Raw genomic sequence first — 18,574 nt, forward strand, 5'->3', positions numbered from 1 at the left:
GGGATTCGAACCCCTGAGGGCTGTTAACCCAACCCGCGTTCCAGGCGAGCGCCATAGGCCACTAGGCGAATCCTCCAGGCAGAACGATCGTAGCGGGTGGGGTGCATGGAACCCAAAACGACCCGCTACACTGTTCTACGGATCCCGCGCGGCGTGCATCCTGTGAACTCCCCCAGGGCCGGAAGGCAGCAAGGGTCAACGGGCTCTCTCGGGTGCGCGGGGTCCGCTTAACTTTTTTCGCGCGTTACATCTGCAGCCGCCGCGAGGCCGCGTCTGTGGGAGAGGTTCACGTTGAACTTTCACTCGATGAGTGTCGACCAACTCCGCACCACCCAAGACGATCTGCGAAAGCGCTACGAGGTCCTCCGGGCAGCCGGACTCAAGCTCGATCTGACACGCGGCAAGCCGGCCCCCGACCAGCTCGACCTCTCCAACGAGATGCTGTCGCTGCCGGGGCAGACGTACACCAGCCCGGACGGCACCGACTGCCGCAACTACGGTGGCGTCACCGGTCTGCCAGGACTCCGTGCGATCTTCGGCGAACTGCTCGGCACCGGCGCCGACCGCACCCTTGCCCTCGGCAACGCCAGCCTGCAGATCATGCACGACATCACGGTGCACTCACTGCTCGGCGGAAACCCCGACTCCGACAAGCCGTGGTCGGCCGAGCCGATCAAGTTCCTCTGCCCGGCTCCCGGCTACGACCGCCACTTCGGCATCACCGAGCGGTACGGCATCGAGATGATCACCGTCCCGATGAACCCCGACGGCCCCGACGTCGATGCCTGCGCGGCGCTGACCGCCGCCGATCCGTCGATCAAGGGCATGTGGCTGGTCCCGACCTACTCGAACCCCACCGGGTACTCGGTGTCGGAGGAGGTCGCGCGCAAGCTGGTCGCGATGCCCGCCGCCGCCGACTTCCGCATCTACTGGGACAACGCATACGCGGTGCACACGCTGGTCGAACGCGCACCCGAACCGCTGCCGATCCTGGATCTGGCCGCCGAGGCCGGCAACCCGAACCGCGTCTACGTCTTCGGGTCCACCAGCAAGATCACCTTCGCCGGCGCCGGCGTGGCGTTCTTCGCGTCGTCGAAGACCAACCTCGACTGGTTCACAAAGAACGTCAGCGTCTCGACCATCGGTCCGGACAAGCTCAACCAGCTGCGGCACCTGATGTTCCTGCGCGACGCCGACGGCGTGCGTGAACTGATGGCCCGGCACCGCGAGCTCATCGCACCCAAGTTCGCGAAGGTGCTGGAGATCCTCGAGGACCGGCTCGCCGACAGCAAGATCGCCTCATGGACTCACCCCGAGGGCGGCTACTTCATCAGCCTGGACGTCATCGACGGCACCGCGAAACGCACCATCGAGCTGGCGAAGGATGCCGGCATCGCGCTGACGGCCGCCGGATCCACCTTCCCGTACAAGAAGGATCCGCGCGACGAGAACATCCGTCTCGCCCCGACCTTCCCGTCGATCGACGAGCTCGCCACCGCAATGGACGGCGTCGCCACCTGCGCGCTGCTCGCCGCGACCGAGGTGCTGCTGGGCTCCGAGTAGCGACTCCCGGTGAAGCTCGAACGGTCGACGCCGGCGGTCGTCGGATTCCTCCTCGCCGGGCTGCTCTCGGTCTGGGCACAGCACTCCCTGATCCCCTTCACCGAGCCGTACTGGGGGCTGTTCCAGAACTTCCTCGATCTCGACGTGTACCGGGCGGGCGCCCAGGTGGTGCTCGACGGCGGTGATCTCTACCAGGCCAAGCTGCTCGGCCAGATGGACTTCACCTATGCGCCGCTGTCGGTGGTTCTCTTCGCTCCCTTCGCGTGGATGGCGGCGGGCCCGGCGCACCTGGTCTGGACCATCGCGATCTTCGTCGCGCTGTATCTGGTGGTGGTGCTCGGGTTCAAGAGTCTCGGACACGAGGTCACCTGGCGGCTGCGTGCGATCGCGGTGTCGATCGTGCTGCTGAGCGCGCTGCTCGAGCCGGTACGGTCGACCATCTGGTTCGGACAGATCAACGTCTTCCTGATGCTGCTGGTGATCGCCGATCTGGCGCGGCCCGAGGGCAGCCGGCTTCGGGGCGTCGGCGCCGGTATCGCCGCGGGCATCAAGCTGACACCGCTGATGTTCGGTGCGTACCTCCTGGCGATCCGGCAATGGCGGACCGCGGCGAGCATGGCCGCCGGCTTCGCGGCGTCGGTGGTGCTCGGGTTCGCCCTCATGCCGTCGGCGTCGAAGGACTTCTGGTTCGGCACGATGTTCGACTCCGACCGGGTCTCCTCGCCGCAGACCTATGGCAACCAGTCCATTCGCGGCGCGATCGCCAATTTCACCCACACCGACCACCCGAGCACCCTGCTGTGGCTGGTGCTCTCCGCCGCGCTGGTGCTGCTGGCGGGCCGTGCCTGCGTCCTGGCGCATCGGCACGGTCAGGAACTGCTGGCGCTCTCCATCGTCGGAATGACCTCGTGCGCGGTTTCCCCGGTCGCGTGGTCGCACCACTGGGTGTGGCTGGTCCCATTGCTTGTGGTCGCGATCCACCAGATCGCCGAACGGATCCCCGGCCCGGGCGCCTTCGCGCTGGCCGCGCTCACCCTCGGCGGGTTCGCATCCGCGATCGCCTGGCGGACGCACTTCGCCTTCCCGATGTGGTACGCCAACCGCAGCGTGGAAGAGGCGTACCTGACGGGCCTGTTCTTCAAGCACCCCCCGCCGTTCGACTGGTTCACCACCCAGCCGTTCACACTGATCCTCGTCGTCACCTCGGTGGTGACGATCGTGGCGTATCGACGGCCCGGACCCGGGCGACCGGCGCCCGCGGCCGGCCGGTCGTGAGCGCCGGCACGGCTGTCGGGGCTCGCCGGTAGTCTTGCGTCGTGGCTCTCTATCGCACCTATCGCCCGGCAACCTTCGCCGAAGTCGTCGGCCAGGAGCACGTCACCGCGCCTCTGAGCCGAGCCCTCGATACCGGCCGCATCAATCACGCCTATCTCTTCTCCGGTCCGCGCGGCTGCGGCAAGACCTCGTCGGCCCGCATCCTGGCCCGCTCACTCAACTGTGAGCAGGGCCCGACGTCGACCCCGTGCGGCACATGTTCGTCCTGCGTCTCGCTCGGTCCCGGCGGACCGGGCAATCTCGACGTGGTGGAGCTCGACGCGGCCAGCCACGGCGGCGTGGACGACACCCGCGATCTCCGCGACCGCGCGTTCTACGCGCCGGCCGAGTCGCGCTATCGCGTCTTCATCATCGACGAGGCGCACATGGTGTCGTCGGCCGGCTTCAACGCGCTCCTGAAGATCGTCGAGGAGCCGCCGGAGCACTTGATCTTCATCTTCGCGACCACCGAGCCGGAGAAGGTGCTGACGACCATCAAGTCGCGGACGCACCACTATCCGTTCCGTCTGCTCGCGCCGCCGGTGATGCGCGGTCTGTTGGAGAACATCTGCGCCAAGGAGGGCGTGGTGGTGGCGCCCGAGGTGTATCCGCTGGTGATTCGCGCCGGCGGCGGCTCCCCGCGCGACAGCCTCAGCATCCTCGATCAGCTCCTCGCCGGTGCGGGTGACGAGGGCGTCACCTACGACCGCGCGCTCGCCCTGCTCGGTGTCACCGACTCGGCGCTGATCGACGCCGCGGTGGAGGCCCTCGCGGCGGGCGACGGCGCAGCGTTGTTCGGCGTCGTCGAGCGGGTGGTCGACGCCGGGCACGATCCGCGACGCTTCGCGATCGATCTGCTCGACCGTTTCCGCGACCTCATCCTGGTGCAGGCGGTGCCGGACGCCACCGAGCGCGGGCTGGTGGAGGCCCCCGAGGATCAACTGGCCGCGATGCGCGAGGCCGCGGCCGAACTGGGGCCCGCGACTCTGACGAGGTACGCCGAGGTGGCGCACACCGCGCTCGGCGAGATGCGCGGCACCACGTCGCCGCGCCTGTTGCTGGAGGTGATGTGCGCCCGTCTGCTTCTGCCTGCGGCCTCGGCCGACGACGCTGCGCTGCTGCAGCGAATCGAGACGCTGGAACGGCGTCCCGCGGGAGCATCCGCCCCGGGCTCCGTGCCCGTCGCGGTGACGGACGCTCCCGCCGCCCCCGCCGCGGACGAGCCCGCACCGCGCTTCGTCCGGCCTTCGCAGCGCAAGGCCGTCGAAGAAGCGCGTGCGGCCGTCGACACGGCCGATGCGCCTGCGCCGGCATCCGAGCCCCGCGCGCCTGAGCCTCCCGCTCCGCGGCCGAGCACGCCCGCACCCGAACCCAGCGCACCCGAACCCAGCACTCCCGCCCCCGAGTCCGCTGAGGCGCCGCGCGCCGAGGAGCCCGCGGTCTCGGCTCCCCATCCGCCGGAGGTGTCTGATCCACGGGCTCCGGAGCCGCCGCAGCAGCGCGAGCCCGTCGGACGCGAGCACACGCAGCGCGAACAGGTGCAGCGCTCCGCCGCGCACGAGGAGATCCCGCCACCGCCCGAACCGCCGATGGACGCCGATCAGCTCCCGCCGGCGGACGAGCCGCACCAGCCCGATCCCGCGTCCGAACCGGCCCCCGAACCGGAACCGCAGGCCCCGACAGGACTCACGGTGGACGCCGTCTCGGCTCGGTGGCCGGACATCCGTGCGGCTGTGCGGACGCAGAGCACCGTCCTCGAAGCGATGCTCTCGGCCGCTTTCGTACATCAGGTCGACGGCACCCAGGTGGTGCTCGGACATCCGCATCCCGCGCTGGTGGGACGCCTGTCCGACGATCGCGGACTGCGTGCCCTGACCGCCGCGGTGGTCGAGGTCTTCGGCGAGGGCTTCAGCGTCGCCGTCGTGCACGCCCAGCCCGGGTCGGCACCGGCGGCGGCGCCGACCCCGCAGCGCACCCCGGAACGGGAACAGCCCCGCCGTCAGACGTACACCCGGCCGAGCCGGCCACGGTCGGAGCAGACGCACGGTGAGCAACCGGCCCCGCCGCCCGCGCCGGAGGAACCCGAACCGGAGCCGCCGGTGCCCGACGAGGAGCTGACCGACGCCGAACGTGACGAGATGGTGGCGCAGGCCCAGTCGGGGACCCCGGACGACCGTCTCGACCCCGACCAGGTGGCCCTGGAACTGCTCAAGTCGGAGCTCGGCGCTCGGCCGGTCGAGTAGCCGCGCGTAGACGAATCCCCGACCCGCCGACTACTCGGCCGCGCAGGCCGGACGGCGAATCGGGGATTCGTTCACGAACTCGGACCTACGGCTGCCACCAGGGACGCAGCGGTAGATTCGTGGTTCCGTCGAGCTGCATCTTGGTCGCCAGGACGTGGTGCAGCTGCACGATGTCCCGTTCGAAGCCGATGCGGCATCCCGCCATGTACAGCCCCCACAGGCGGGCGGTGCCTTCGCCGACCTCGGCGACCGCCTCGTCCCAGTTCGCGACGAGGTTGGCGTTCCAGTCGCGCAGCGTCATCGCGTAGTGGTGGCGGAAGTTCTCCTCGTGCAGCACTTCGAGGCGCGAGACGTCCTGCATCTTCGAGATGATGGTGCCCGATCCCGTGAGTTCGCCGTCGGGGAACACGTAGCGGTCGATGAACGGGCCGGCCTTGCTCCGCGAACGGTTGTCGGGGCGGGTGATCGAATGGTTCAGGATGAGGCCGCCGGTGCGGACCTTGTCGCGCATGAATCCGAAGTACTTCGGGTAGTTGGCGACGCCGATGTGCTCGGTGAGTCCGATCGACGAGATGGCGTCGAAACCCGTTTCGGTGACGTCGCGGTAGTCGCTGAAGCGGACCTCCGCGAACTTCGACAGCCCCTGCTCCTCGATCGCCTGCTGCGCCCACTTGGCCTGCTCGCTGGAGAGGGTCACTCCCAGTGCGTGGACGCCCTGGCGCGCGGCGTACCGGACCATCCCGCCCCAGCCGCAGCCGATGTCCAGGAGACGGTCGCCGGGCTGCAGGTTCAGCTTGTCGAAGATCAGCCGGTACTTGTTCTCCTGTGCCTCCTCGAGGGTGGCGTCGGCGTTCGGGTACACCGCGCAGGTGTAGGTCATCGATTCACCGAGCACCAGCTCGTAGAAGCGGTTCGAGACGTCGTAGTGGTAGTGGATGGCCTCGGCGTCACGCTCGCGGCTGTGTCGCAGCCCCTCGGCGAACCGGCGCCAACGGGGCAGGCTCTCCTGCGGGGGCGGCGGGATCAGCTTGAAATGCTCGAGCCCGATGGCCCTCGCCACCTGAGCCATCTCCAGCGGGCTCGGCTTGGAGAACTTCAGATCGGCGGCCAGTGCCTGCAGTGCGCTGTACGGGTCGCCGGGATGCGCACCGATCAGCTCGAGGTCGCCGGAGACGTAGGCCCGGGCGAGCCCGAGGTCGCCGGGCGCCGTCACGAGGTACGTGGTGCCGCGCGAGGTCTTGAGATTCAGCCCGTACTCGGCGTCCTCGGGTCCCGCGGTGCTGCCGTCGTATGCCGTGATCCGTACGGCGAGATCGTCGCCGACGAGGGTTTCGAAGATCTGGGCCAGCTTCATGCGCGTTTCACCGCTTTCTCGTAAAGGCCGAGCAGACGGCCGCGGGGATCGTAGCGACGCTTGAGATCGTCGTACGCCTCGCCGCCGTAGAGGTCGTCGAATTCTTCCGAGCCGTAGAAGGATTCGGAGTAGAGGGACTTGTGTCCGCCCAGCTCGCTGACTTTCTGCTCGATGATCCGGTTGGTGTGCCCGGGCCGGCCGGGGGTGACGGGCACCCCGGACCAGAACCCGATGTTGACGTAGAACTTCCCGCGCTCCAACGGATACAGGGTCCACGGCTGGACGGTCTCGTCGTCGCCGGCGACGGCGATCGGCGACGGCTCGGCCAGTTTGAGCGGACAGAGCCAGATCGGTTCGATCGGGATCTCGTCCAGGAACCAGTCGACGAAATCGGCCGTTCGCTCGATCGGGACCTCGATGTCCTGAACCACCCGCTCGGTGGGCGGCAGACCTTTGACGGCGTTCAGCTTGTCGCCGATGTTCCACCGCTGGTCGTGTCCGATCAGCTTCCAGTAGAAGCTGCTGCGCAGGTACTTGGCGGGCCAGAACCGGCGGATGCGCGGATTCTGGGCACCGAATGCGCGGGAGCACCAGAACCAGTCGGTGTCCCAGCGCCAGAGATAGTCACGGATGGTCAGCCGATCGCGTTTGGGTTCGGCGCCGTCGTGCTGGATGGATCGGTAGAAGATGTTCGCGTCGGTGTAGTCGCTCACCGGGCCGGGCTCGTCGGTCTGCCGTCCGAGCACGGCGTACGCCTCGTCGGAGGTGAAGACGACCCCGTCGAGATAGTCGACGCGCTCGCCGCGGTATTCGCGGTCGGTCGCGACCCGGTCGAGCAGATCCTGGAGCTCGCGGGTGCTGTGCACGCGAACGTGACGCAACTCGACGAAGGGCGGAACCGGTTCGAGCCTGATCTTGAGTCGGACCGAATACCCAAGCGTCCCATAGGAATTGGGGAATCCGAAGAACAGGTCGCGGTGCTCGTTGTCGGGTGTCGCGACGATCAGTTCGCCCGATCCGGTCAGGATCTCCATCTCGAGCACCGACTCGTGCGGGAGACCGTTGCGGAACGAGGTGCTCTCGATACCGAGCCCGGTGACGGCGCCGCCGAGGGTGATCGTCTTGAGCTGCGGGACCACCAGGGGCACGAGTCCGTACGGCAGAGTCGCATCCACGAGGTCCTCGTAGGTGCACATCCCCGCGACCTGCGCGGTCTGTTCCTCGGGATCGACCGAGATCACGCGATGCAGTTCGGAGACGTCGAGACCCGGAGCGGACGTCTCGGCCCTCTTGCGGAACAGATTCGACGTCTTCTTCGCCAGTCGCACAGTGGCGCCGTCGGGGATAGCTCGGTAGCTGTCGAGAAGTTTCTGCTTGCCGCGCGCGAAGGCGGCATCGTCGTACTCGGATGCGTTCAAAGCCACATTCCTACCGTAGCCTGATCGCCGTACGGTGAACGAAGTGAATCGGACCCAAGACGAGTTCAGAAGGAGCCTTCCGACGTGGGACAGCTAACAGCCAGCGCAGCAATCCAGATCAACGCCGCTCCCGAGGCCGTCAGTGCGGCCCTGGCCGACTACGCGAACGTGCGCGAGGGCATTCTTCCCGAGAACTACCGCGACTATCGCGTCGACGAGGGCGGCAACGGTTCGGGAACGGTGGTCCACTGGATTCTGCAGGCCACCGAGAAGCGCAAGCGCGACGTGCTGGCCGACGTGACGGTCGCGGGCGACACGATCACCGAGACCGATCGCAATTCGACGATGGTCACCACCTACCGCGTCACTGCCGAGGGCACCGGCTCGCGCGTCGAGACCACGACGAGTTGGAAGGGCGCGGGCGGCATCGGCGGGTTCTTCGAGAAGACCTTCGCCCCGAAGGGACTCAACCGCATCCAGACGGCCCTTCTCACCAATCTCAAGCAGCGTCTCGAGAGCTGAGCTGAGCCGCAGGGGACGCCGCCGCGTCAAACCGCTGACCGCCCGGGACGGCATCGATGCCACCCGGGTGGTTCTGCGTCTGCCGGACGGCCCCGGCGGGTGGTCGGTGCGTGAGGCGCTCCTCGCGGCTCCGGTCCTGACCGGCGTCACTGCGGCCGATCTGGAGTTGCGGTCGCGCACCGGTGAACTGGTCGACGCCGACGGCCGTCCGGTCGATCTCGATGCGCCGGTGCTCCGACCGGTTCCGGTGTACCTGTACCGCGACCCGCCGCGGGAGCCGCCGGTGCCCTTCGACATGCCGATCCTGCACCTGGACGACGATCTCGTGGTGGTCGACAAACCGCACTTCCTCGCCACGATGCCGCGCGGAGCGCATGTGGCGCAGACGGCGCTGGTGCGGTTGCGTCGCGAACTCGGCTCCGACGACGTGGCCCCGGCACACCGGCTCGACCGGTTGACGGCGGGCGTGCTGCTGTTCACGCGCCGCCGCGAGGTGCGGGCCGCCTATCAGGAACTCTTCGCGCAGCGGCGCGTTCGCAAAGAGTATCGGGCGATCGCGCCGGCGGACGACGCTCTGGCCGGCGGCGTGCGGATCGAGAACCGGATCGTCAAGACCGCGGGCGACCTGCGTGCCCGCGTCGTCGAGGGCGAGGTGAACGCGATCAGCGACATCGAACTGTCGACCCGGCTCGGCGACGGGCTGGCCGAATACCGTCTGGCGCCGCACACCGGCCGCACCCACCAGCTCAGGATGCACATGGCTCAGCTCGGCGTCCCGATCGTCGGCGATCCGCTGTACCCCGAGGTCGACGCCGACCTGGCGGCCGCACCGGATCGTGGTGACTTCTCCCGGCCCCTCCGGCTCGTCGCCGCGGCACTGGAGTTCACCGATCCGTTCAGCGGTGAGCGCCGGGAGTTCCGCACCGCCCGCTGAGCGGCGAGCGCAGGGGTCTCCGGCGCGTATCCTCGCGGTCGTGGCGATCATCGGATCCTTCGAACGGCACCCGGACCTCGGCTGCGAGGGTGTGGTGTTCCTCGACGAGGACTCGGACGCCTGCTTCCAGTTGCTGCGCGATCTCCCCGGTGGTCCCCGGGCCGGTGAATACTGTGTGACCACGGGCGCGAGCGCCCCGGTGTACGGGGGCGTCGTGCAGTGGCGCCGCGTCGGTGACGACCGTTTCGAGTTCGCGCTCGCACCGCGAGCGGCTCGACTCTTCGGCGACGAGGTGCTGTCGTTCCGCGTGGTACCGGGTTCGGGCACCACGGTCGCCGAACTCGCCGAACACGTCGAGCGTCTCCTGGCCGGTCCCGGCGACTACCCTGGGAGTCGTGACTGACGCATTCGACCCCAGTGCGCTGTTCGGCGGCGCCGGCGGCGACAACCCGATGGCCGGGCTGATGGCCCAGGTTCAGCAGATGCAGACCCAGATGGAGACGGCGCACGCGGAGATCTCCGCGACGTCGGTGGTGGGGTCGGCGGGCAACGGACTGGTGACGGTGACCGGTGACGGCGCCGGGACGGTCTCCGCCGTCGAGATCTCGCCGGAGGTGGTCGATCCCGCGGACGTCGAGACGTTGCAGGATCTGATCGTCGGTGCGTTCGCCGACTTCGTGGCTCAGCGCGATGCCCTGGTCGCGGAGAAGATGGGGCCGCTGGCGGGCGGCGGACTGCCCGGCCTGGGCTGACGGACTGGCGCATGTACGAAGGCCCGATCCAGGATCTGATCGACCAGCTCGCGAAACTTCCCGGGCTGGGTCCCAAGGGTGCTCAGCGGATCGCCTTCCACCTGCTCGCGGGCGAGAACGTGGAGATCGACCGGCTGATCGCCGCCCTCGGACACGTGCGCGACGACGTCACCTTCTGCGTCGAGTGCGGCAACGTCGCCGCCGATCGGCTGTGCCGCATCTGCGGCGACCCCCGCCGGGACGTCACGAAGATCTGCGTGGTCGAGGAGCCGAAGGACATCTACGCGATCGAGCGGACCAAGGAGTTCGACGGCCGCTACCACGTCCTCGGCGGTGCGCTCGACCCGCTGTCCGGCATCGGCCCCGACCAGCTCCGGATCCGCGAACTGCTGCGTCGTCTGGGCGACCAGCCCGACGGCCAGGACGTCTCCGAGATCATCGTCGCGACCGATCCCAACACCGAGGGCGAGGCGACGGCGACATATCTGCTGCGCATGCTCAAAGACTTCCCCGGGCTGTCCGTGACCCGTCTGGCGTCGGGACTTCCGATGGGCGGCGACCTCGAGTTCGCCGACGAACTGACCCTCGGCCGCGCGCTGTCCGGTCGGCGCATCCTGGTCTGAGCGTTGGCCGACGACCACCTTCCACCGGCGGAGCGCGATCCCTCACCGCAGGACTGGGCGTGGCTGGCCGACGAGATCGCGGTCCGCGGAGGGCTGACCGACGCCATGGTGGCGATCGACGGTCCGTCGGGGGCGGGCAAGAGCACGTTCGCAGCGCAGCTCGTCCGTGCGCTCGCCGAGCGCGGCCGCGCCTCAGTGCTGGTCAGCACCGACGACTACGCGACGTGGGACGACCCCGCCTCGTGGTGGCCGGAACTGGTTCACGATGTGATCCGCGCCTACGAACGGCGTCACGACTACTTCTATCGGCCCCGGGTCTGGGTGGACGGCCGACCGGAGGTGGGGCCGGAGGTCTGGATGCGGTGGCAGCCGATTCTGATCGTCGAGGGCGTGACGTCGGCGCGGCGCTGCACGGCCGATCGTTTCACGCATCGGTTCTGGATCGACGGTCCTCCCGCCGCCGACCGGTTGCGCCGAACCGTGCAGCGTGACGGCGAGGCCGAACGCGATCATCTGGCCCGGTGGCAGGACTTCGAGGAGGGCTGGTTCGCGGTCGACGACACGCGGGCGAGGTGCCGGGTGCTCGGTTAGCGAGCGGCGGCGAGCCGTTCCCGGCGCAGCCGGTCCACCTGCGGCAGGTCGAGAGGCTCCAGTTCCGTGCCGACCGCCTTCGACAGCAGATAGTCGGCCAGTTCGGGATTTCGTGCGAGGACCGGGCCGTGCATGTAGGTGCTGACGACACTGCCTTGCACGGCGCCTTCCACGCCGGCGCCGGCGCCGTTGCCGACACCGTGGCGGACCCGGCCCAGCGGTGCGGCCGCGGCGCCCAGGGAGGTCGCGCCGCGGTGGTTCTCGAACCCGGAGAGCGGTTGGCTGAGACCGTCGATGATCGGTGCGGTCACGAGCTCGCCGATCGCCCGGGACTGCCTCGGAGAGGTGGTGAGGTCGAGCATGCTGATCCCCGCGACGCGCTCGCCCGCAGCGGTCTCGTACCAGTGACCCAGCACTTGGATCGCCGCGCAGATCGCGAGCACCGGGCGTCCGGCGTCCGCCGCGCGCTGCAGCCCCGGATACCGCTGCAGATGACGGGTGGCGAGCCGCTGGGCGTAATCTTCGGCGCCGCCGAGCGTGTAGACGTCGAGCGACTCGGGTACCTCGTCGTCGAGCGTGATCGAGACGATCTCGGCGTCGATGCCTCTCATGCGCGCACGCTGTCGCAGGACGAGGGCGTTTCCGCCGTCGCCGTAGGTGCCCATCACATCGGGAAGCACCAGACCGATCCGCAGGGTCGATTCGCTCATCGGGCGTTGTCCTCCACAGTGTTCTCGACCGGCCGGGCTCCGGCGCGTTCCAGTGCGACGCCGAGGTCGCGGAATGCGGTGTAGTTGGCGAGCACTTCCACTCGGCCCGGTGGACAGGCGGCGATCGCCGCGAACGGATCGTCGGTCACCGTGTGCTCGGCGCCCGCGTACAGCAGACGCACCGAGAGGTCGGCGGCGCGCTCGCCCGAGGCGACCACCTCGACCTGCTCGAACTCTTCGAAGCGCACGTCCCAGAGCCACGAGAGGTCTTCCCCGTCGGGGACCTGCCCGTTCACCGCGATCACCAGACTGTCGGCGTCGGTGTCGATCATCGCCAGGGCCTCCTGCCAGCCGGCCGGATTCTTCGCCAGCAGGGTCCTGATCCGATGGTCGCCCAGCTGCACGGTCCCGTATCGGCCGGCCACTTCGCCGACGGTGCCGACGGCCGCGACGGCGTCCGCGGGGTCGGCGCCCATCGCGACGGCGGTCGCGACGGCCTGGGTGGCGTTGCCGCGATTGGCCCGGCCCGGCACCCTCAACGCCATCGGTGCGACGAACCCGTCCGGGCCGTAGATCTTGTCGTCGTCGAACCACCACTGCGGGGCCGGGCGCCGGAAGCGCTCGTCGCCGGTCGAGTACCAGTCCTCACCGTGGCGCACGATCGGCTCTCCCGACCGCGGGCAGCTCACCGAGTCGCCCACCCAGCCGGCCCCCGCGGCCACCCACACCACGTTCGGAGCGTCGAAGGCCGCCGAGGTGACGAGCACGTCGTCGCAGTTCGCGACCACCACCGCGTCCGGGTGGCGGGCGATTCCCCCGCGCAGACTCTGCTCGATGATGTTGATCTCGCCGACGCGGTCGAGCTGGTCGCGGGAGAGGTTCAACAGGGTGAAGACACGCGGCGACGTGTTGTCGGCGACGTGGGCCACGTGCAGTTCGTCCACTTCCAGCGCGGCGACCGGGGCGTCGGGCTGGAGGCTGAGCGTCGCGATGATGCCCGCGTCCATGTTGGCGCCGTCGGCCTGGGTCGCCACTTCGCCGAGCCCGGCGAGGGCGGCGGCGGTCATGCGGGTGGTCGTCGACTTGCCGTTGGTTCCGGTGATCAGCGCGATCTCGCGGCCGGCGGCGAGCCGGAGCATGATGCGCGGATCGATCTTCTCAGCGACGAGGCCGCCGATCATCGAGCCCTTCCCACGGCCGGCGGCACGCGAGGCCCAGCGGGCCGCGGCAGCGGCGGTGAGTGCCACGCGAGTGCGGACGGGCGGGCGCGGACGGTCAGGGATGCGGCGGGCTTCCGACATTCCACGAGTTTCCCATATCCGGGGAGCACGATCGCCCGGCGCCGACTGTGAGGGCGGTGACAGCCCAGCTCACGCGTGTCGCGGCAGCGTGCGGTCGGTCAATGTCAGGGTCGCCGCGCACAGGCCGATCGCCATGGTGGCCCATCCGACGATGTGGAACCCGGCGTCGGTGGCCCGACTGCCGAACGCCGCGGCGATCAGGCCCGCGGAGGTGATGGCGCCGATGTACGCGAAGGTCCGGTACAGGCCGGATGCGACGCCCACCTGGTCGGCCGGGGACTGCATGAAGAGGGCCGCCTGGTTGGCGAAGCTGTTCAGGCCGTTCGCCAGACCGACCAGCAGCGACATGGCGAGGATCGCCCAGACCGGGGCGTCGTGGCGCAGCGCGAGCATCACGGCTCCGGCCGCGCAGAACGCCATGCCGGTCGCGATCAGCGGGCTGCGGACGGTGCTGCGCCGGGAACAGACGGCGGCGACGACGATACTCGTCGCCGACATCGGAGCGAGGAGCATGCCGACCTGCGTCGGCCGGTAGCCGGCCGCGTCCTCCATCCATTGGCTGACGCCGTACATGGTCGTGTACATGCCGAGCGAGGCGAGCGTCTGCCGCAGATAGGTGCGGATCAGCGGGCGGTTCGACACCAGCATCCGGACGTCGATCAACGGAGTCGAGAACCGGCGTTCCCATCCGATGAGGACGGCGGTCGCCGCCACGGCCACCGCCGCGAGCCACCACGTCGACGCGCTGGGCGAGTCGATGAATTGGAGTGCGCTGACGATCGCCACGGCGAACGCCACGATGCCCAGAGGGTCGACGGCGGTCAGAGTCCGACGCAGGTCGGTCGGCCAGGCCACGGTGTCCTTCGGCACACCGGTGAGCACCAGGAGCAGAGCGGCGAGGGCGGCGGGAACATTGATGAAGAACACCGCTCGCCAGCCGAAGACGCCGGTGAGGACGCCGCCGATCGGCAGTCCGACCATCGCGATCACCTGTCCGGTGATCGAGAAGACGCCTAGGATCCGGCTGGGCACTCCGACGCCGGCGGCGTCCGACCGCTTGCGGATCAGCGACATCGCCATCGGATACGCGGCGGAGGTGCCGACGCCGAGCAGTGCGCGGGAGGCCACCAGCGCCCCGAACGACCAGCCCGCTGCGCCGATGACGCCGGCGGTCAGCACGAGCCCGATCCCCGCGATCATCACGCGCCGCTCGCCGAACAGCGGGCCCAGCTTGCCCATGGTGGGCTGGGCGACGGCGCTGCACAGATAGAGCACCGAGATCAGGATCGCGGTGTCGGCGGGGCCGCGGTGGAAGTCGACGCCGATGCCCACCATCGCGGTCGCGATCAGCGAGCTGTTGATCGGGTTGAGGACCGACGCCAGGATCAGCGGCGCGGTGAATCCGATGCCGAACGGATGGGCGTCGAGGCGGCGGTCGGTGTCTGTTCTCACGCCCGGGTCAGCGCAGCGATGACGTCCGCGGCCGATCCCGTCTCGGCGACCTTCGGCAGGACGGAGGCGGCGCTGTAGGCGTGCCGCGACCCTTCGCTGTCCGAGCAGGCGTCGAGGGCGACGGTGACGTTGTATCCGAGCTCGTAGGCCTGCCGCGCGGTCATCTCGACGCCGATCGACGTCGACACGCCGACCACCACCACCTGGGTGACGCCACGCTCGCGCAGCAGTCGGTGCAGGGGCGTCTCGGTGAAGGCGCCCGGCGACCGCTTCGTGACGCGCCACGCGTCCGGGGCGTCGGAGAAGGGTGCTACCGAGTCGCTCCAGCCGGAGGGGAACTCCATGGGCGGGCCGGAGAGGTCGGTGCGGCCGGGCGGCACGGCGTCGACGGTGACGATGACCACCGGCAGCCCTCGCGCGCTGAACGCGTCGGTCAGCGCCGCGGAACGCTCGACCACGTCCGCGAAGCTGTGCGGTGCGAGGTCGCGGCCCGACAGCCCCTTCTGGAGGTCGATGACGATCAGTGCGGCGTCGCGGTCGACTGCGGTGACAGGCATGGTGATCCTTTCGTGGGGCGGAGGTGCTTCAGGGCTGGTCCGCGATGCGGCCGAGCAACTCGATCGCATCGGCCAGGCGGGCCACCTCGTCCGGAGTGAGGGCCGCGTCGACGGCGTGCGCGAGCCAGTCCGCTCGCTGGAGCCGTCCGGTGGTCAGTTCCGTGCGGGCGTTCTCGGAGAGGGCGAGCAAGGTGCGGCGGCGATCGGTCGGATCGGGGGAGCCGACCACCAGGCCGGCGTCGGTGAGGGCGGCGACGATCGCGGCCATCGACTGCTGACGCACACCGTGCGCACGGGCGAGATCGGCTGTGGAACAGGCGCCGTGGCGATCGAGGTAGCCGATCACGGCCGACTGCGAACGGGTGAGGTCCAGGACCGACGAATTGGCCCTCAGTTTCCGGTTCAGCTCGGCGATCGTTGCGCGCAGACGGTTTCCGACTTCGGCGGACGAGTGCTGGACCATGAGTGCAACTCTAGCAATTAGACAGCTAACTGCACAGTCAACTGTTCTTATCTGAGGGTTGACCCGATGAGTTGACGGTGATAAGTTCTGCACTGTGAGTCGCGCAACAGCAGTCGAACTGCCCATGTCATTCAAGATCCAGCGGACCGCGCTCAAGGCGTCGGCCAAACTGCCCGCACCCGTGCGGAAGGCGATGAGCCGCCTGACGACGGTGAACGGCGACGGTGATCGTCTCGACCCGATGCTCGCACTGGTCGTGACCGCGGCGGCCTACATTCCATCGTTGGCGCTGGTCGGCGATCTGGTCTCCCGATCACGGCAGTCGATGGACTATCACAGCGCGATGATGGCGGAGGCCTTCGAGCCGTTCGCCGTCGAAGAGGATCTGGTGATCGACACCGACGCCGGAGGCGTGCCCGTCACGCGATACAGCCTCGAGGGCAAGGGCCGAGGACTGATCGTCTTCTATCACGGCGGCGGGTTCGTCCTGGGCAGCCGGGCCAGCCACGACTCGGTGGTCCGGGCGCTCGCGATCGCCTCGGGCGCCGACGTGCTGTCGGTGGATTACCGGTTGGCCCCCGAGCACCTCTTCCCGGCGGCGGTCGACGACTCCGTGGCGGCTTGGCGCTACGCCGTCGAGAAGGCGCCGGACTGGGGCGTCGATCCGCGTCAGATCGCGGTGGCCGGTGATTCCGCGGGAGGCAATCTCGCTGCGGTCGTCGCACAGCAGGTGCGTGGCGAGGAGATCACCCCGTGTCTGCAATTGCTGATCTATCCGGTGGTCGACATGTCGCGGAAGCGGCCGTCGGTCCATGAGTTCTCCACCGGCTACTACCTCACCGAGGAACAGATCGACTACTTCTGCGACACCTACCTGGCTTCGCGCGACCAACTGTCCGATCCTCGGGTCTCGCCATTGCTTGCCGAAGATCTCTCCGGGTTGTCGCCCGCCCACGTGGTGGTCGCCGGGTTCGACCCGCTGCGGGACGAAGGCCTCGAGTACGCGGCTGCGCTCGAACAGGCCGGCGTCCCGGTGACCGTGGAACGCGCCGGGACGATGATCCACGGATTCGCGAATATGGCGCTGCTGAGCCCGGACGCGCAGGCCACCGTCCGGCGGATGGGCGAGGCTGTGGCGAAGGCGGTCGCCTCGGCCGGATAGAGGGTCCGCCCGGCGCTCCCGCCGGGCGGACGTCCTCGCCCCGCCTGGGCCGCTACACCGCGATCCGCACGGGCTTCGGCATCAGTTGGGCGGCCGCTGCACCGACCGCGACCAGTCCGATCATCACCAGGAACGAGACCCGGTAGCCGGTGGCGAGGCCGTATGCGCTCGACACCGACGAGTACACCGTGCCGATCACCGCCGCACCCGTCGCCACCGACAGTGCCTGCACGGTGTTGAACACGCCGGACGCCGCGCCGGCGAGCCCGACCGGCACGTCGTTCAGAACCAGCAGGCCGGCGGCCCCGACGATGAGTCCGAAACCAGCGCCTGCGACGATGAGTGCGACGGTGAACCACAGGGCCGGATGGGCCGAGCGGTCGGCGACGATCATGGACGTCATCCCGACGATGAACACCCACGCTCCGCCCTGCAGGACGTGCTTGCCGAATCGGGCGGCCAGGACAGTCGCGGACAGACCGGCGAAGACGGGTACGGCGATCGAGAACGGCACCCACATCAGGCCGGTGTGCAGGACCGACCAGCCGTGCGCGGCCTGGACGTGCAGGGACTGGACGAGGAAGTACCCGCCGGTCGGGATGCTCAGTGCGGTGAACGCGGTCAGCCCCGCGGTGAACGAACGAGACCGGAACACCGCGGGCGGAACCAGCGGTGTTCCGCCTGCGCGAGCAGTGATGACCTGCCGCCGAGCGAAGAGTGCAAGGCCGGCGACGCCCGCCGCCATCATGACGAATCCCCAAGCGGGCCAATCATTCTCCGGTCCCAGTGTGACCGGCGCCATCAACGCTGCCAGCGAACCGCCGAGCAGCGCCGCGGAGATCGGCGTGATGGGCGCGGGACGGGAAGCGTAAGTCTCCGGGATGAAGACGCGCGCCGCGACCAGGGCGAGCAGCGCCACCGGGACGTTGATGAGGAACACCGGCCGCCACGAGAGTCCGAACCAGTCGCCCGAGGTGATGACGGCGCCCAGCACCGGACCGGCCACGGCGGCGATCCCGATGACGGAGGTGAACAGTCCCATCGCGCGGCCGCGTTCGGCGGGTGGATAGAGCACCTGGATGTTGGTCAGCACCTGCGGGATCATCAGTGCCGCCGCGGCACCCTGCAGGATCCGGAACACGACGAGTTGCGTCGGCGTGTCGGCGAGACCGCAGGCCAGTGAGGTGACGCCGAAGGCGACGAGACCGATGAGGAACAGTCGGCGTCGACCGAACCGATCTCCCAGACGGGCACCGAGCACGAGCCCGGTCGCGTAGGCGAGCGGATAGCCCGCGACGATCCACGACATCGCGGTCGGCGACGCGCCGAGATCGGCACTCATCGTCCGCAGTGCGACGTTGACGACCGTGGCGTCCATCAACTCCATGAACGACGCCGCCAACAGGCAGACCAAGGCGACGGTCCGGGCGCGCCCGACGATCGGCGGACTGTCCAAACTCCTCGTGGACGCGGTTGCCAGGGGAGGGGGCTCGGCTGTGACGGTCATCGGGAACTCCTGTGGTGATGGGGGTCTGTTGCACCGATGACGCTACGAACCATTGCGGACGATTCCCGTCCGGAAGAGCGGCGGATAATCCGGTCAGTTTCTGTCCGT

General features: G+C 69.0%; 18 protein-coding genes and 1 other RNA gene. 11 read left to right on the forward strand and 8 right to left on the reverse strand.

Annotated features, from left to right (window positions below):
• Positions 1–135 precede the first annotated feature (135 nt).
• The 4 genes from ffs (at position 136) to Y710_RS03500 (ending at position 5,120) form a co-directional block, all read left to right on the forward strand.
• Positions 136–232, forward strand: an RNA gene (ffs, locus tag Y710_RS03485) — signal recognition particle sRNA small type.
• Positions 233–291: 59 nt separating this feature from the next.
• Entirely contained in the window at positions 292–1,563 is a 1,272-nt protein-coding gene (locus tag Y710_RS03490) for an aspartate aminotransferase type Ic (RefSeq protein WP_006897411.1), read from the forward strand.
• A gap of 9 nt (positions 1,564–1,572) precedes the next feature.
• Positions 1,573–2,838 (forward strand): glycosyltransferase 87 family protein, encoded by a 1,266-nt coding sequence (locus tag Y710_RS03495; RefSeq protein ID WP_062366364.1) that lies wholly within the window; start codon positions 1,573–1,575, stop codon positions 2,836–2,838.
• Between the two features lie 41 nt (positions 2,839–2,879).
• On the forward strand, positions 2,880–5,120 hold the full coding sequence (locus Y710_RS03500; RefSeq protein WP_062366366.1) for a DNA polymerase III subunit gamma and tau: 2,241 nt from the start codon (positions 2,880–2,882) through the stop codon (positions 5,118–5,120).
• Between the two features lie 85 nt (positions 5,121–5,205).
• On the opposite strand, the gene Y710_RS03505 is transcribed toward Y710_RS03500, so the two are convergent.
• Positions 5,206–6,474, reverse strand: a complete 1,269-nt coding sequence (locus tag Y710_RS03505; protein ID WP_006897408.1) for a class I SAM-dependent methyltransferase — start codon at positions 6,472–6,474, stop codon at positions 5,206–5,208.
• Positions 6,471–7,892: an FAD-binding oxidoreductase gene (locus Y710_RS03510; protein ID WP_062366544.1), complete on the reverse strand. Its 1,422-nt coding sequence runs from the start codon at positions 7,890–7,892 to the stop codon at positions 6,471–6,473. The genes Y710_RS03505 and Y710_RS03510 overlap by 4 nt, the downstream gene beginning before the upstream one ends.
• 84 nt (positions 7,893–7,976) lie before the next feature.
• On the opposite strand from Y710_RS03510, the gene Y710_RS03515 reads away from it, so the two are divergent.
• The 6 genes from Y710_RS03515 (at position 7,977) to Y710_RS03540 (ending at position 11,314) form a co-directional block, all read left to right on the forward strand.
• On the forward strand, positions 7,977–8,414 hold the full coding sequence (locus Y710_RS03515) for an SRPBCC family protein (RefSeq protein WP_062366369.1): 438 nt from the start codon (positions 7,977–7,979) through the stop codon (positions 8,412–8,414).
• A gap of 67 nt (positions 8,415–8,481) precedes the next feature.
• Positions 8,482–9,348, forward strand: coding sequence for a pseudouridine synthase (locus Y710_RS03520; protein WP_006897405.1), 867 nt, complete (start codon positions 8,482–8,484; stop codon positions 9,346–9,348).
• Between the two features lie 40 nt (positions 9,349–9,388).
• Positions 9,389–9,751: a hypothetical protein gene (locus Y710_RS03525; RefSeq protein WP_039867793.1), complete on the forward strand. Its 363-nt coding sequence runs from the start codon at positions 9,389–9,391 to the stop codon at positions 9,749–9,751.
• On the forward strand, positions 9,744–10,100 hold the full coding sequence (locus Y710_RS03530) for a YbaB/EbfC family nucleoid-associated protein (protein WP_006897403.1): 357 nt from the start codon (positions 9,744–9,746) through the stop codon (positions 10,098–10,100). Before Y710_RS03525 ends, Y710_RS03530 begins: the two co-directional genes overlap by 8 nt.
• Before the next feature lie 11 nt (positions 10,101–10,111).
• Positions 10,112–10,723, forward strand: a complete 612-nt coding sequence (gene recR, locus Y710_RS03535; protein WP_006897402.1) for a recombination mediator RecR — start codon at positions 10,112–10,114, stop codon at positions 10,721–10,723.
• A gap of 105 nt (positions 10,724–10,828) precedes the next feature.
• Positions 10,829–11,314: a uridine kinase family protein gene (locus Y710_RS03540; protein WP_231650323.1), complete on the forward strand. Its 486-nt coding sequence runs from the start codon at positions 10,829–10,831 to the stop codon at positions 11,312–11,314.
• Here the strand turns inward: Y710_RS03540 and Y710_RS03545 are convergent.
• From Y710_RS03545 to Y710_RS03565, 5 genes are all read right to left on the reverse strand, one after another.
• Entirely contained in the window at positions 11,311–12,024 is a 714-nt protein-coding gene (locus Y710_RS03545) for a type 1 glutamine amidotransferase (RefSeq protein ID WP_062366371.1), read from the reverse strand. The two genes, Y710_RS03540 and Y710_RS03545, sit on opposite strands and share 4 nt — an antisense overlap.
• The gene (locus Y710_RS03550; RefSeq protein WP_062366373.1) at positions 12,021–13,325 is read right to left on the reverse strand and encodes a MurT ligase domain-containing protein; all 1,305 of its coding nucleotides are present in this window, start codon (positions 13,323–13,325) and stop codon (positions 12,021–12,023) included. The genes Y710_RS03545 and Y710_RS03550 overlap by 4 nt, the downstream gene beginning before the upstream one ends.
• A gap of 69 nt (positions 13,326–13,394) precedes the next feature.
• On the reverse strand, positions 13,395–14,777 hold the full coding sequence (locus tag Y710_RS03555) for an MFS transporter (RefSeq protein ID WP_045537268.1): 1,383 nt from the start codon (positions 14,775–14,777) through the stop codon (positions 13,395–13,397).
• Complete coding sequence (locus Y710_RS03560; RefSeq protein WP_062366374.1) at positions 14,774–15,334, reverse strand: isochorismatase family protein; 561 nt, start codon at positions 15,332–15,334, stop codon at positions 14,774–14,776. Before Y710_RS03560 ends, Y710_RS03555 begins: the two co-directional genes overlap by 4 nt.
• Positions 15,335–15,362: 28 nt before the next feature.
• The gene (locus Y710_RS03565; RefSeq protein WP_062366376.1) at positions 15,363–15,797 is read right to left on the reverse strand and encodes a MarR family winged helix-turn-helix transcriptional regulator; all 435 of its coding nucleotides are present in this window, start codon (positions 15,795–15,797) and stop codon (positions 15,363–15,365) included.
• 124 nt (positions 15,798–15,921) lie between these two features.
• On the opposite strand from Y710_RS03565, the gene Y710_RS03570 reads away from it, so the two are divergent.
• Entirely contained in the window at positions 15,922–16,959 is a 1,038-nt protein-coding gene (locus Y710_RS03570; RefSeq protein ID WP_156479396.1) for an alpha/beta hydrolase, read from the forward strand.
• 52 nt (positions 16,960–17,011) lie between these two features.
• Here the strand turns inward: Y710_RS03570 and Y710_RS03575 are convergent, their stop codons facing one another.
• Positions 17,012–18,466, reverse strand: coding sequence for an MFS transporter (locus Y710_RS03575; RefSeq protein WP_062366380.1), 1,455 nt, complete (start codon positions 18,464–18,466; stop codon positions 17,012–17,014).
• Between the last annotated feature and the right edge of the window lie 108 nt (positions 18,467–18,574).

This window comes from Gordonia sp. QH-12 (genome assembly GCF_001578675.1).
In the GTDB taxonomy this organism is placed as follows: domain Bacteria; phylum Actinomycetota; class Actinomycetes; order Mycobacteriales; family Mycobacteriaceae; genus Gordonia; species Gordonia sihwensis.